This window comes from Enterobacter cloacae complex sp. IR5422 (genome assembly GCF_049238165.1).
GTDB classification, from domain to species: Bacteria; Pseudomonadota; Gammaproteobacteria; order Enterobacterales; family Enterobacteriaceae; genus Enterobacter; species Enterobacter roggenkampii.
The window spans coordinates 64,621-77,874 of sequence record NZ_JBMKHT010000021.1; the positions used below are offsets into that span (position 1 = coordinate 64,621).

Consider the following 13,254-nt stretch of genomic DNA (forward strand, 5'->3'; position numbering starts at 1 on the left):
CAATACGTTTAAGCATAGCAGGAGCGGAAAAGGGGGGAGGGTTCAGTCCAGCCAGGCGCGGATTTTAGCTTCGATACCGGCAGCGTCCAGGCCAATCGCCGCGCGGGCTTCGTCCTGGGTACCTTGCGGGATGAAATAGTCCGGCAGGCCGAGGTTCAGCACCGGAACGGCTTTACGGTTTGCCATCAGCACCTCGTTCACGCCGCTGCCCGCACCGCCCATAATCGCGTTCTCTTCCAGCGTGACCAGCACGTCGTGCGCCTCAGCCATACTCAGGATCAGGGATTCGTCGAGCGGCTTCACAAAGCGCATATCCACGAGGGTGGCATTCAGCGTTTCAGCTACTTTCGCCGCCTCTGGCATCAGCGTGCCGAAGTTCAGGATCGCCACTTTCTCACCGCGACGTTTAACCAGACCTTTACCGATCGCCAGCTTCTCCAGCGGCTGCAGCTCAACGCCCACCGCATTGCCGCGCGGATAGCGAACGGCGCTTGGTCCATCCTGATAATGGTAGCCGGTAAACAGCATCTGACGACATTCGTTCTCGTCGCTTGGCGTCATGATCACCATATCTGGAATGCAGCGCAGGAACGACAGGTCAAACGCGCCCTGGTGCGTCTGGCCGTCGGCACCGACGATGCCCGCACGGTCAATGGCAAACAGCACCGGCAGCTTCTGGATCGCCACGTCGTGGATCACCTGATCGTAGGCGCGCTGCAGGAAGGTGGAATAGATAGCGACAACCGGTTTGTAGCCGCCGATCGCCAGGCCCGCTGCAAATGTCACCGCGTGCTGCTCGGCAATGGCCACGTCGAAATACTGGTCAGGGTATTTTTTAGAGAACTCTACCATGCCGGAGCCTTCGCGCATGGCCGGGGTGATCGCCATCAGCTTGTTGTCTTTTGCGGCGGTTTCGCACAGCCAGTCGCCGAAGATTTTTGAATAGCTCGGCATGCCGCCGCTGCTTTTCGGCAGACAGCCGCTGGACGGGTCAAATTTCGGTACCGCGTGGAAGGTAATCGGATCTTTTTCCGCCGGCTCGTAGCCACGCCCTTTTTTGGTCATGATGTGCAGGAACTGCGGGCCTTTCAGGTCGCGCATGTTCTTGAGCGTGGTGACCAGCCCCAGTACGTCGTGGCCGTCAACCGGGCCAATATAGTTAAAGCCCAACTCCTCAAACAGGGTACCCGGCACGACCATGCCTTTGATGTGCTCTTCGGTACGCTTAAGCAGCTCTTTGATCGGCGGTACGCCGGAGAAGACTTTTTTACCGCCTTCACGCAGCGAGGAGTAAAGCTTGCCGGAGAGCAGCTGTGCCAGATGGTTGTTCAGCGCGCCAACGTTCTCGGAGATCGACATTTCGTTATCGTTGAGGATAACCAGCATGTCCGGCTTGATGTCGCCCGCATGGTTCATGGCTTCGAAGGCCATACCCGCGGTGATGGCACCGTCGCCAATCACGCAGACGGTGCGGCGCTGCTTGTTCTCTTTCTCGGCGGCGACGGCAATACCGATGCCCGCAGAAATGGAGGTGGAGGAATGGCCGACGCTCAGCACGTCATACTCGCTCTCACCGCGCCACGGGAACGGATGCAGGCCACCTTTCTGACGAATAGTGCCAATTTTATCGCGACGTCCGGTCAGAATTTTGTGCGGATAGGCCTGGTGGCCCACGTCCCAGATGAGCTGATCGAACGGCGTGTTATAGACGTAGTGCAGCGCCACGGTCAGCTCTACCGTGCCAAGCCCGGAGGCGAAATGGCCGCTGGAGCGGCTTACGCTGTCGAGCAGGTAGCGACGCAGCTCGTCGCACAGCTTCGGCAGGCTCTCTTTCGGCAACAGACGTAACTCCTGGGTGGAGTCAACTAACGCCAGTGTCGGGTATTTGGCAATATCAAAACTCATCAAAGGCTCATCGAGATATATAGTTTATTTATCACGCTGGATTATATAGTCCGCTAGCGCTTCCAGTGCCGAGGTATCCAGCGATTGCGCAGCCAGTTCATTCAGTGACTGGCGGGCATCGTCAATCAGATCCCGGGCTTTACGTTGGGCTTGCTCAAGACCCAGCAGGGCGGGGTAGGTACTTTTGCCAAGCTGCTGGTCCGCACCCTGACGTTTACCCAATGTTGCAGTATCGCCCACCACATCCAGAATGTCATCCTGAACCTGGAATGCCAGACCGATACTTTCTGCGTATCTGTCCAGAATCGGCAGGGCTTTGCGCCCTTGCTCACCCGCGCTCAGCGCGCCCAGGCGAACGGCGGAACGAATCAATGCCCCGGTTTTATGGCGATGAATACGCTCCAGCTGTTCCAGATTAACCTGACGTCCTTCCGCTTCAAGATCCAGCGCCTGACCGCCGCACATGCCGGCCACGCCGCTGGCCATGGCCAGTTCGGAAATCATTGCCAGACGGTCACGGTCAGCCACTTCGGCCATTGGCGCGTCGCTCAGAATCGAGAACGCCAGCGTCTGCAGGGCATCACCCGCCAGAATAGCATTCGCCTCGCCAAACTTGATGTGGCAGGTGGGTTGACCCCGACGCAAATCGTCGTCGTCCATCGCCGGGAGATCGTCGTGGATCAGCGAGTAGGCATGGATGCACTCAACGGCGGCTGCCGGGGCGTCCAGCGTGTTATCGCTGATGCCAAACATGTTGCCGGTGGCGTACACCAGGAACGGGCGCAGGCGCTTTCCACCCAAGAGTGCGCCATAGTGCATGGCTTCAACCAGAGGAGTGTTCTGAAAAGGCTGTGGCGCAATAAATCGGCGCAGGGCGTCGTTGGCACGCACGACGCGCGCCTGAAGCTCGTTGGCAAAATCCATTTACTCGGCGTCCGGTGTGAAAGGCGTAGTTTTCGCGTCTTCGCTGTCGGAAAGCAGGATCTGCACGCGCTGCTCGGCCTGCTGCAGTTTGACCTGCCCCTGGCGCGCCAGCTGCACGCCGCGCTCGAATTCGTTGAGCGCCTCTTCCAGAGGGAGATCGCCGCTCTCAAGACGGGTAACGATTTGCTCCAGTTCACTCAGCGCAGTTTCGAAACTGGCCGGTGCGTCGTTCTTCTTCGGCATAGTGAATTGACTCTTATATTCTCAGCCCCGACATGGTAACGGACTCAGGGCAATTATCAAATAACGCGCAATGTGCACAGGAGTGGCGCGATGGTGGTATACTTGCGCGCCTGGATGCAGCCACGGGTGTGGGCTGCTGTACTCTTTTCCATTACAAGCCTTAATACGCTTGCCTAAGAAACATTGCCGCCATGAAGTTTATCATTAAATTGTTCCCTGAAATCACCATCAAAAGCCAATCTGTGCGTTTGCGCTTTATTAAAATTCTCACCGGGAACATTCGTAACGTTTTAAAGCACTACGACGAAACCCTCGCCGTGGTGCGCCACTGGGACCACGTTGAGGTCCGTGCGAAAGACGAAAACAAACGTCAGGATATTCGCGACGCGCTGACCCGTATTCCAGGGATCCACCATATTCTGGAAGTGGAAGATGTCCCGTTCAGCGATATGCACGACATCTTCGAAAAAGCGCTGGTTCAGTACCGCGATCGGATCGAAGGCAAAACCTTTTGCGTGCGCGTGAAGCGTCGCGGTAAGCACGAATTCAGCTCCATTGAAGTGGAACGTTACGTTGGCGGCGGTTTGAACCAGCACGTTGAGACGGCGCGCGTGCGTCTGACCAACCCGGACGTGACCGTTAATCTGGAGATCGAAAACGATCGCCTGCTGTTGGTGAAAGGCCGTTATGAAGGTATCGGCGGCTTCCCGATCGGGACTCAGGAAGATGTTCTGTCCCTGATCTCCGGCGGCTTCGACTCCGGCGTCTCCAGCTATATGCTGATGCGCCGCGGCTGCCGCGTACACTACTGCTTCTTCAACTTGGGCGGCGCGGCGCACGAAATCGGCGTTCGTCAGGTGGCGCATTACCTGTGGAACCGCTTCGGCAGCTCCCACCGCGTGCGTTTCGTGGCAATCAATTTCGAACCGGTGGTCGGCGAGATTCTGGAGAAAGTGGACGACGGCCAGATGGGCGTCATCCTGAAGCGCATGATGGTGCGTGCGGCATCCAAAGTGGCTGAACGCTACGGCGTGCAGGCGCTGGTCACCGGTGAAGCGCTGGGGCAGGTCTCCAGCCAGACGCTGACCAACCTGCGCCTGATCGACAACGTGTCTGATACCCTGATCCTGCGTCCGCTGATCTCCCATGATAAAGAGCACATCATCGATCTGGCGCGCGAAATCGGTACCGAAGATTTTGCCCGCACCATGCCGGAATACTGCGGCGTGATCTCAAAAAGCCCAACGGTGAAAGCGGTGAAGGCGAAGATCGAAGCGGAAGAAGAGAACTTCGATTTCAGCATTCTGGATAAAGTGGTGGAAGAAGCGTCCAACATTGATATCCGCGAGATCGCCCAGCAGACCGAGCAGGAAGTGGTAGAAGTGGAGACCGTGAGCGGTTTCGGCGCGAACGACGCGATTCTGGATATCCGCTCTATTGACGAGCAGGATGACAAGCCGCTGCAGGTTGACGGCGTCGAAGTGGTTTCTCTGCCGTTCTACAAGCTGAGCACGAAGTTTGGCGACCTCGACCAGAGCAAAACGTACCTGCTGTGGTGTGAGCGCGGGGTGATGAGTCGCCTGCAGGCGCTGTATCTGCGCGAGCAGGGCTTTGCCAATGTGAAGGTGTATCGTCCGTAGTTTCTCGCCCGGTGGCGCTTCGCTTACCGGGCCTACGGTACCGTGCATTTGTAGGCCGGGTAAGGCGTGGCCGCCACCCGGCTTTTTTTATGCACTACTCTTCATAGTAATTATAAATCCCCGCTGGCATCACCAGCGATGACGCCACTTCGTACGCCTTCTCGCGCCCGACCAGCAGGTCGATAATCTTTAAGCCAAAATCAATCGCGGTGCCCGGGCCCTGGCTGGTCAGCAGGTTGACGCGGGGATCCCAGACGACGCGCTTGTCCACCCATTGATCTTCCGGAATGGTGTCTTTCAGCCCCGGGAAGCCGGTCATGTTGCCGATGGGGAAGATGTCATGGGGAACCAGCACCGTGCCGGCGGCGGCACAAATGGCGGCGACAATGCGCCCGGATAAATGAAACTGACGCACGGTCTCAACCAGCAGCGGGCTGTCGCGAAAATACTCCGCGCCCTTCAGGCCGCCGGGCAGGACGATGATGTCATAATCCCCGTCGGCCACCTGCACGAGCGGGGCATCAGCGAGCAGCTTCACGCCGCGCGAGCAGGTAATCGCCAGGCTGCCGTCGCTGGCGACGCTGGCGGTGGTGACCTTAATGCCGCCGCGCACCATCAGATCAATGGTGGTGACCGCCTCCATCTCTTCGCTACCAGGGGCGAGGCAGATCAGTGCCGACGCGCTCATATTCACTCTCCTTACGTTTAACCAGGTCATACAGACGGGCGTTTTCCGGCACCGCGATGCCGTGCGCGCGGGCGCGTTTTAGCAGATAGCCGGTGATGTAGTCGATCTCCGTGTGGCGTAATGCCCGAACATCCTGCAGCATCGAGGAGATGTTCTCAGCTGTACTCTCAATAACCTGCTCGACATAACAGCGTAAATCGTCTGCCGAGGTATGCAGCCCTTCCCGCTCAACGACCGCCGCGACTTCTGCACAGAGGGACGCCACCTCCTGCGGATGGTTTTTCAGTTCACCGTTCGGGCAGTTCCACAGCGCCGTCAGCGGGTTGATCACACAGTTAACGGCCAGCTTGCGCCAGAGTTGAGGGCGAATGTGGTTATGCCAGGCCACGTCCGGGAGCACCTTCTGCAGCACATCGGCAAGATAGCTGTAGTCCCCATCCTGCGTTCTGGCAGGCCCGATGTGCGTCACGCCGCTGGCGACATGCACGATGATGTTGCCGTCGCGGCGCGCAGCGTGGGTGGTCGTTGCCATCAGCAGGGGCTGCGGAACGCTTTTCAGCTCATCCAGGGTTCCCATGCCGTTATGCAGCAGCAGTATGGGCGAAGTGGGGGGGAGCTGCGCGGCCAGCGTTTTTACCGCGTCTGAGACCTGCCAGGCTTTAAGCGTCACCAGTAAAAGGTCGCTTTGCGCCAGGAAATCAGGATCGTTCGCGGTGAGGGATTCGTTAAAGATGCTTCCGTCTTCACCAATCAGGTTTACACTGCAATAAGGCTGGGGCACGCGCAGCCAGCCCTGAACCTCATGTCCGTGCTTGCACAGTGCGGTCAGCCACAGCTGACCAAGCGCTCCGCATCCGAGCACCGTAATTTTCATTGTTCCTCCTCACCTGCAACTGCGCCAGGTGTTACAGCTTAATTATACAGCTAAGCTTCTGTTGAGTTATGCCTCGTAGCGGGTATTATGCAACGCAACAAAAGTGAAGGGAGAAGAAAAGATGCCATCTTTCGATATTGTTTCCGAAGTTGATATCCAGGAAGTTCGCAACGGCGTTGAGAACGCAACCCGCGAAGTTGAGTCACGTTTCGATTTTCGTGGCGTTGAGGCGTCGTTTGAGCTGAACGATGCAAATAAGACCATTAAGGTGCTGAGCGAGTCTGATTTCCAGGTGAATCAGCTGCTCGACATTCTGCGCGCCAAGCTGCTTAAACGCGGTATTGAAGGAACCTCACTGGACGTGCCGGAAGAGTTCGTCCACAGCGGTAAAACGTGGTTCGTTGAAGCGAAGCTGAAGCAGGGCATCGAGAGCGCGGTGCAGAAGAAGATCGTTAAGCTCATCAAAGACAGCAAGCTGAAGGTGCAGGCGCAGATCCAGGGCGAAGAAATTCGCGTCACCGGTAAATCCCGCGACGACCTGCAGTCCGTGATGGCGCTGGTGCGCGGCGGCGACCTGGGGCAACCGTTCCAGTTTAAAAACTTCCGCGATTAATATAAAAAGCCCGGTTTACCCGGGCTTTTTTTCAGGCTTTGAGCGTCTGCTCGACCTCAAAGCGATTGGTCACCTTGCTGTCAATTTTGACATAAGCGCTGCGCTCTTCGGGAACAATCAGCACCTCCGTGACCCCTTCTTTTGCTTCCAGACGCTGTTTCAGCGCATCGCTAATCTCTACGTCATCCGGGATTTCTACGCGCAGACTGCTCACGTAGCGCGGCTCTTTCATGGTGCCGGCAACCAGCAGCCAGACTGTCGCCAGCAGCGCGCCCGCGAGAAACACGGTTTGCGAATCAAACAGCCCGTCAACCCAGCCACCAAGCGAGCCGCCGATTGCCACGCCGAGGAACTGGCTGGTGGAGTAAATACCCATCGCCGTGCCTTTGTAACCGGCGGGGGACTCTTTGCTGATCAGCGACGGCAGCAGGGCTTCCATCAGGTTAAACGCCAGGAAGAACAGCTGTACCCCGGCGATCAGCTCCCAGAAGTGCGGGCCGGCACCCCAGAGCACGATCTCGGCAATCAGCAGGACCGCCACGCACCCCACGAAGACGCGCTTCATTTTGCGCTTCACTTCGGCGTAGATGATGAACGGCACGACGGAGACAAACGAAATCAACATCGTGACCAGATAGATTTTCCAGTGCTCAGCCGCCGGGAAACCCGCTGCGGCAAGCTGGCCGGGAAGGGCGACAAAGGTCGACATCAGCAGGATGTGCAGGCACATAATGCCAAAATTCAGCTTAAGCAGGCGCGGCTCGACAATCACCTTGCTGAAGCAGCCTTTAACCATCCCCGACTCACGGTTGAGGACGTGGTTTTTGCTGTCCGGCACCACCCACAGGGTTAAGGCAATGCCGAGGGTCGCCAGCACGGCAATCATCCAGAACAGGGCGTGCAGGCCGAGCGCATGGGTGATTATCGGGCCCAGCACCATCGCAATCGCAAACGTCACGCCAAAGCTGACGCCGATGAAGGCCATGGCTTTGGTGCGGTTCTGCTCGCGGGTTAAGTCTGACAGCAGCGCCATCACCGCGGCGGCAATCGCGCCGGAGCCCTGCAGGGCGCGGCCAAGAATAATCCCCCAGATGGAGTGGGAGAGGGCGGCAATGACGCTTCCGAGCACAAAGACCAGCAGCCCGCCGACAATCAGCGGCTTGCGGCCCACCCGGTCAGAGAGCAGGCCAAACGGGATCTGGAACACCGCCTGCGCCAGACCATAAATGCCAATGGCGAGGCCAATCAGCGCCTCGCTGGCCCCCTGCAGCGCCATACCGTACGTGGTCAGAACAGGCAGGACCATAAACATGCCAAGCATCCGTAGCGAGAAGACAGTCCCTAAGCCCCAGGTCGCGCGCAGCTCGCCTGGCGTCATTTTATAATCGTTCATTACCACCTCAGTTCAAAAGCAGGCCATAGTGTAGTGCGGGGAAGGGGCGGGGTAAATAAAGGGTTATTTAACAAATATTACATGCGTTATTAATGGATTTTATGAATAAAAAAGGGTGCCGAAGCACCCCTTTATTTACCTGTTGTGGCTTACCAGACGTAAGTCAGCAGGTTATGTGAATCTGGCACCATGAAGTCCACGGACATCATCACGGACAGCGAGGTGATGGCCACAATCGAGAACACAAACAGCTTGCGCGCCCAGACTTTGTCATCTTCCACTTTGTAACCGCGCAGCGCCATGCCGAGCCACCAGACGCTCACCGCAGCCGCTACCGCCAGATATTTGTATCCGGCGTAACCACCCAGAGAGAGCATCAGCGTTGCCACGGCAAAGGCGATGATGTACAGCGTGATGTGGTTCTTGGCAACGGAGATGCCCTTCACGACCGGCAGAACCGGGATGTTCGCTGCCTGATAATCCTTAAAGCGGAAAATCGCGATGGCATAGGAGTGCGGCATCTGCCACAGGCTAAAGATAGCCAGCAGGATCAGCGCACCGCTGTCGAACTCGTTCGTGACCGCGCAGTAGCCAATCACCGGCGGCGCAGCGCCGGAGAGAGAACCAATCAGCGTGCCGTAGACGGAGTGACGTTTCATATACAGGCTATAGATGCCCACATACACCACGAACCCCATCACCCCCAGCCAGCAGGCCAGCGGGTTAGCACCAAACCACAGCAGCATAAAGCCAGCAATACCCAGCAAGGTGGCGTACACCAGCGAGACGGAAGGGGCGATCAGGCCTTTCACCAGCACCCGATTTTTGGTCCTTTCCATCTTCTTGTCGATATCCATGTCGATGTAGTTGTTAAATACACAACCGGACGCAACAACCAGTGACACACCGACCAGCGTGTAGATAAAGAGGGCGTAATCAATGCTGCCCTTAGAGGCCAGCAGGAACCCTCCGATCACGGAGATCAGGTTGCCAAAGATGATGCCTGGTTTCGTTACTTGCAGGTATTGCTTAAACATACTCGCCGCTCTTAGTGAACCATCATGTTGTAGTTGAGGTTCCACATAATCCAGATGGAACCGACTACCAGGATAGCGATGATAATCACGGTAAAGATAAAGGCGGTCATGTTCCAGCCTTCATCGGACTTGGTGTTCATGTGCAGGAAGCAAACCAGATGCACCAGAATCTGAATCACCGCGGTCACCAGGATTGCACCCAGGATAACCGGCTTAGACGCAGAACCGCTCATCACCATCCAGAACGGGATCACCGTCAGGATGATCGACAGGATAAAACCTGTCATGTAGGTTTTTACGCTGCCGTGGGAAGCGCCATGATCGTTAGAATGACTCATTACATCGCCCCCATCAGATAGACAACAGAGAACACACAGATCCACACCACGTCCAGGAAGTGCCAGAACAGGCTCAGGCACAGGATACGGGTACGGTTAGTACTGGTCAGGCCGCGACGGGAGATCTGGAACATCAGTACTGCCATCCAGATCAGACCGGAGGTCACGTGCAGACCGTGGGTGCCGACCAGCGCGAAGAACGCGGACAGGAAGCCACTGCGATCCGGGCCGAAGCCTTCCATGATCAGGTGATGGAATTCATAGATTTCCATCCCGATAAATCCAGCACCAAACAACCAGGTCAACGCCAGCCAGGAGACAACCTGGCTCTTGTTGTTTTTGTACATGGCGATAGCCGCCATGCCGTAGGTGATGGAGCTGAATAACAGCAGTGCGGTTTCAACCAGAACGAACGGCAGTTCAAAGATGTCCTTGCCGGTCGGGCCGCCCGCTGTGCCGTTCACCAGAACGGCATAGGTCGCGAACAGACAGCAGAACAGAATGCAGTCGCTCATCAGGTAGATCCAGAAACCGAAGACTTTGGTCGGTCCTGTATCGTGGTGCGCATGTTCATGCGCGTGGGCAGTTGAGTGCGCCAGAGTATCAGTTGCCATTTTTCAGCCCCGCTTTAGAAATCTCGTCGAAATGCTGATTTTCCAGCTTTTCAACTTCACGGACTGGTACGTAGTAGTCCACGTCCTCGTCAAAGCTCTTCACAATCCAGCTGATTACGATGCCAGCAAAGCCAACAATCGCCATCCACCAGATGTGCCAGATCATTGCGAAACCAAATACCGTTGCGAAGGCGGCAATGACAATGCCCGCACCGCTGTTTTTCGGCATATGGATCTCTTCGTAATGAGCAGGTTGCTTGTACGCTTCACCTTTTTCTTTCATTTCCCAGAATGCGTCACGTTCATGAACCTGGGGCACGATGGCAAAGTTATAGAAAGGCGGTGGAGAAGAGGTCGCCCACTCCAGCGTACGGCCACCCCATGGGTCACCGGTCAGGTCACGGTTCTGGTCGCGGTCGCGAATAGACACGTAGAACTGAATCAGCTGAGACGCGATACCACAGGCAATCAGCACGGCACCGCCCGCTGCAACCATCAGCATTGGGTGGAATTGCGGATCAATCTGCTGGCTCAGACGACGGGTCATACCCATGAAGCCCAGCACGTACAGCGGCATAAAGGCGACGAAGAAGCCGATGATCCAGAACCAGAACGCGCGTTTACCCCATTTTTCGTTCAGCGTGAAGCCGAACGCTTTTGGCCACCAGTAGGTTACGCCAGCGAAGCAGCCGAAGACCACGCCACCGATGATAACGTTATGGAAGTGCGCAATCAGGAACAGACTGTTGTGCAGAACGAAGTCAGCACCCGGTACCGCCAGCAGTACGCCGGTCATCCCACCTACGGAGAAGGTCACGATGAAGCCGATGGTCCACAGCATTGCTGAGTGGAACACGATACGGCCCTGATACATGGTGAACAGCCAGTTGAAGATCTTCACCCCGGTCGGGATGGCGATAATCATGGTGGTAATACCGAAGAAGGCGTTTACGTTCGCGCCCGCACCCATGGTGAAGAAGTGGTGCAGCCAAACGATGAACGACAGAACGGTAATACACACGGTTGCCCACACCAGAGAGGTGTAACCAAACAGACGTTTACGCGAGAAGGTTGCCGCGATTTCGGAGAACACACCGAATACAGGCAGAACCAGGATGTAAACTTCCGGGTGACCCCATGCCCAAATCAGGTTGATGTACATCATCATGTTGCCACCCATATCGTTCGTGAAGAAATGGGTGCCCAGGTAGCGGTCCAGGGTCAGCAGCGCGATGGTAACAGTCAGAATTGGGAAGGACGCAATAATCAGGATGTTGGCGCACAGAGATGCCCAGGTAAATACCGGCATCTTGAACATGGTCATGCCAGGGGCACGCATCTTGATAATGGTCACGAAGAAGTTGATACCGGTCAGGGTCGTACCGACACCGGAGAGCTGAAGCGCCCAAATCCAGTAGTCGACGCCAACGCCCGGGCTGTACTCAATTCCTGACAGCGGTGGGTAAGCCAGCCAGCCGGTCTGCGCGAATTCGCCCACACCCAGTGACAGGTTAACCAGGATAACGCCGACAACCGTGAACCAGAAGCTCAGGTTGTTCAGGAACGGGAACGCCACGTCGCGCGCGCCGATTTGCAGCGGAACGACCACGTTCATCAGACCGATAACCAGCGGCATCGCCACGAAGAAGATCATGATAACGCCGTGGGCGGTAAAGATCTGATCGTAGTGGTGCGGTGGCAGGAAGCCGGCTTCACCCGCAGAGGCGAGTGCCTGCTGGCTACGCATCATGATCGCATCCGCAAAGCCACGAATTAACATGACGATACCGACGATGCAGTACATGATACCGAGTTTTTTGTGGTCAACCGAAGTCAGCCACTCATTCCACAGGTAGCTCCACTTACCGAAGTAAGTGATCAGGCCAACTAAGGCCGCGCCACCGATGATAATAGCAGCCACCGTAACCATGATAATCGGTTCATGGTAGGGCACTGCATCCAGTGTCAATTTTCCGAACATTTTCTTCCTCGGCCCCTTAGTGAGCGGTTTCCGCGTGGCTCATGTCCATGCCTTCCATACCTTCGTGCGCGCTGTGCTCGCCTTCTGGCTGGGTCATGTCCATGCTCTTGCCGTGATCCATAAATTTGCCAATAACGTCTTTGAACAAATCAGGCTTCACGTTAGAGAAGTACTCCACCTTGTTGTATTCGCTAGGTGCAGCCACTTTTTCGAACGCCGCCATGTCAGACATGGTGTTTGGAGACTGTTTCGCTTTTTCAACCCACTGGTCGAAAGCGGCACGGTCTGGCGTTGCAATAGCTTTGAACTTCATACCTGAGAAGCCCGGGCCGCTATAGCTGGCGGAGATACCATCGTAGGTGCCTGCTTCATTCGCGATCAGATGCAGGTTAGTTTGCATACCGGCCATCGCGTAAATCTGGCTACCCAGACGCGGGATGAAGAAGGAGTTCATTACGGAGTTGGAGGTCACTTTGAACTGAACCGGAGTGTTCGCCGGGAAGGCGATTTCATTCACGGTAGCAATGCCCTGCTCTGGATAGATGAAGAACCATTTCCAGTCCATGGAGACCACTTCAATGGTAATCGGTTTTTCATCGTGAACCAGCGGCTTGCTTGGCTCAAGTGCGTGAGTGGTTTTCCAGGTCAGTACGGCAAGGAACAGGATGATCAGGATAGGTACCGTCCAGACCACAGCTTCCACTTTGTTGGAGTGTGACCAGTTCGGGCTATACTTCGCATCTTTATTGCTCGCACGATACTTCCAGGCGAAACCAACAGCCATCAAAATGGCTGGAATAACCACAATCAACATCAGGCCAAAAGCCGTCAATATCAGTGAACGTTGTTCCAGTCCAATCTGTCCTTTGGGGTCTAGGGAAGGTGCGAATAAGTCCGAGATGTGAGATCATCGTGTTGTAACCTGAACCCAGAATGAGTAACCGGATGAGCCAGCAACTGACTTTTGCCGACAGTGAGTTTTCCAGTAAACGCCGCCAGACCCG

Annotated in this window: 12 protein-coding genes and 1 pseudogene; 2 read left to right on the top strand and 11 right to left on the bottom strand. The window is 56.1% G+C overall.

Translation table 11 applies throughout. The annotated features are described in order from the left end of the window. Window positions 1-42: 42 nt before the first annotated feature. The 3 genes from dxs to xseB are packed head-to-tail and all read right to left on the bottom strand — an operon-like array spanning window position 43 to window position 3,072. Window positions 43-1,905, bottom strand: a complete 1,863-nt coding sequence (gene dxs, locus ACOTXT_RS12400; protein WP_008503333.1) for a 1-deoxy-D-xylulose-5-phosphate synthase — start codon at window positions 1,903-1,905, stop codon at window positions 43-45. Window positions 1,906-1,929: 24 nt separating this feature from the next. Further along, window positions 1,930-2,829, bottom strand: coding sequence for a (2E,6E)-farnesyl diphosphate synthase (gene ispA, locus ACOTXT_RS12405; protein ID WP_008503332.1), 900 nt, complete (start codon window positions 2,827-2,829; stop codon window positions 1,930-1,932). Then, window positions 2,830-3,072, bottom strand: a complete 243-nt coding sequence (gene xseB / locus ACOTXT_RS12410; protein WP_008503331.1) for an exodeoxyribonuclease VII small subunit — start codon at window positions 3,070-3,072, stop codon at window positions 2,830-2,832. A gap of 191 nt (window positions 3,073-3,263) precedes the next feature. Between xseB and thiI the strand changes: the two genes are divergently transcribed. Beyond that, on the top strand, window positions 3,264-4,712 hold the full coding sequence (gene thiI, locus ACOTXT_RS12415; RefSeq protein ID WP_023343485.1) for a tRNA uracil 4-sulfurtransferase ThiI: 1,449 nt from the start codon (window positions 3,264-3,266) through the stop codon (window positions 4,710-4,712). Between the two features lie 94 nt (window positions 4,713-4,806). Here thiI and yajL read toward each other — a convergent pair whose 3' ends face one another. Beyond that, window positions 4,807-5,400 carry a protein deglycase YajL gene (gene yajL / locus ACOTXT_RS12420; RefSeq protein ID WP_058655073.1) on the bottom strand — a complete coding sequence of 198 codons (594 nt, stop codon included), beginning with the start codon at window positions 5,398-5,400 and terminating at the stop codon, window positions 4,807-4,809. Continuing rightward, window positions 5,363-6,274, bottom strand: a complete 912-nt coding sequence (gene panE / locus ACOTXT_RS12425) for a 2-dehydropantoate 2-reductase (protein WP_008503328.1) — start codon at window positions 6,272-6,274, stop codon at window positions 5,363-5,365. Before panE ends, yajL begins: the two co-directional genes overlap by 38 nt. 121 nt (window positions 6,275-6,395) lie before the next feature. Here panE and ACOTXT_RS12430 point away from each other — a divergent pair, with 121 nt between their 5' ends. Next, window positions 6,396-6,887 carry a YajQ family cyclic di-GMP-binding protein gene (locus tag ACOTXT_RS12430; protein WP_008503327.1) on the top strand — a complete coding sequence of 164 codons (492 nt, stop codon included), beginning with the start codon at window positions 6,396-6,398 and terminating at the stop codon, window positions 6,885-6,887. 31 nt (window positions 6,888-6,918) lie between these two features. Here the strand turns inward: ACOTXT_RS12430 and ACOTXT_RS12435 are convergent, their stop codons facing one another. The 6 genes and pseudogenes from ACOTXT_RS12435 to cyoA form a co-directional block, all read right to left on the bottom strand. After that, window positions 6,919-8,280: an MFS transporter gene (locus tag ACOTXT_RS12435; protein ID WP_032656550.1), complete on the bottom strand. Its 1,362-nt coding sequence runs from the start codon at window positions 8,278-8,280 to the stop codon at window positions 6,919-6,921. A 149-nt stretch (window positions 8,281-8,429) separates the two neighbouring features. Continuing rightward, the gene (gene cyoE, locus ACOTXT_RS12440; protein ID WP_008503325.1) at window positions 8,430-9,317 is read right to left on the bottom strand and encodes a heme o synthase; all 888 of its coding nucleotides are present in this window, start codon (window positions 9,315-9,317) and stop codon (window positions 8,430-8,432) included. 11 nt (window positions 9,318-9,328) lie between these two features. Further along, complete coding sequence (locus ACOTXT_RS12445) at window positions 9,329-9,655, bottom strand: cytochrome o ubiquinol oxidase subunit IV (protein ID WP_006176899.1); 327 nt, start codon at window positions 9,653-9,655, stop codon at window positions 9,329-9,331. Then, the gene (locus ACOTXT_RS12450; protein ID WP_008503324.1) at window positions 9,655-10,269 is read right to left on the bottom strand and encodes a cytochrome o ubiquinol oxidase subunit III; all 615 of its coding nucleotides are present in this window, start codon (window positions 10,267-10,269) and stop codon (window positions 9,655-9,657) included. Before ACOTXT_RS12450 ends, ACOTXT_RS12445 begins: the two co-directional genes overlap by 1 nt. Beyond that, window positions 10,259-12,250 (bottom strand): cytochrome o ubiquinol oxidase subunit I, encoded by a 1,992-nt coding sequence (gene cyoB / locus ACOTXT_RS12455; protein ID WP_008503323.1) that lies wholly within the window; start codon window positions 12,248-12,250, stop codon window positions 10,259-10,261. The genes ACOTXT_RS12450 and cyoB overlap by 11 nt, the downstream gene beginning before the upstream one ends. Before the next feature lie 16 nt (window positions 12,251-12,266). Further along, window positions 12,267-13,127, bottom strand: a pseudogene (cyoA, locus tag ACOTXT_RS12460) (cytochrome o ubiquinol oxidase subunit II); the annotation flags it as partial. Between the last annotated feature and the right edge of the window lie 127 nt (window positions 13,128-13,254).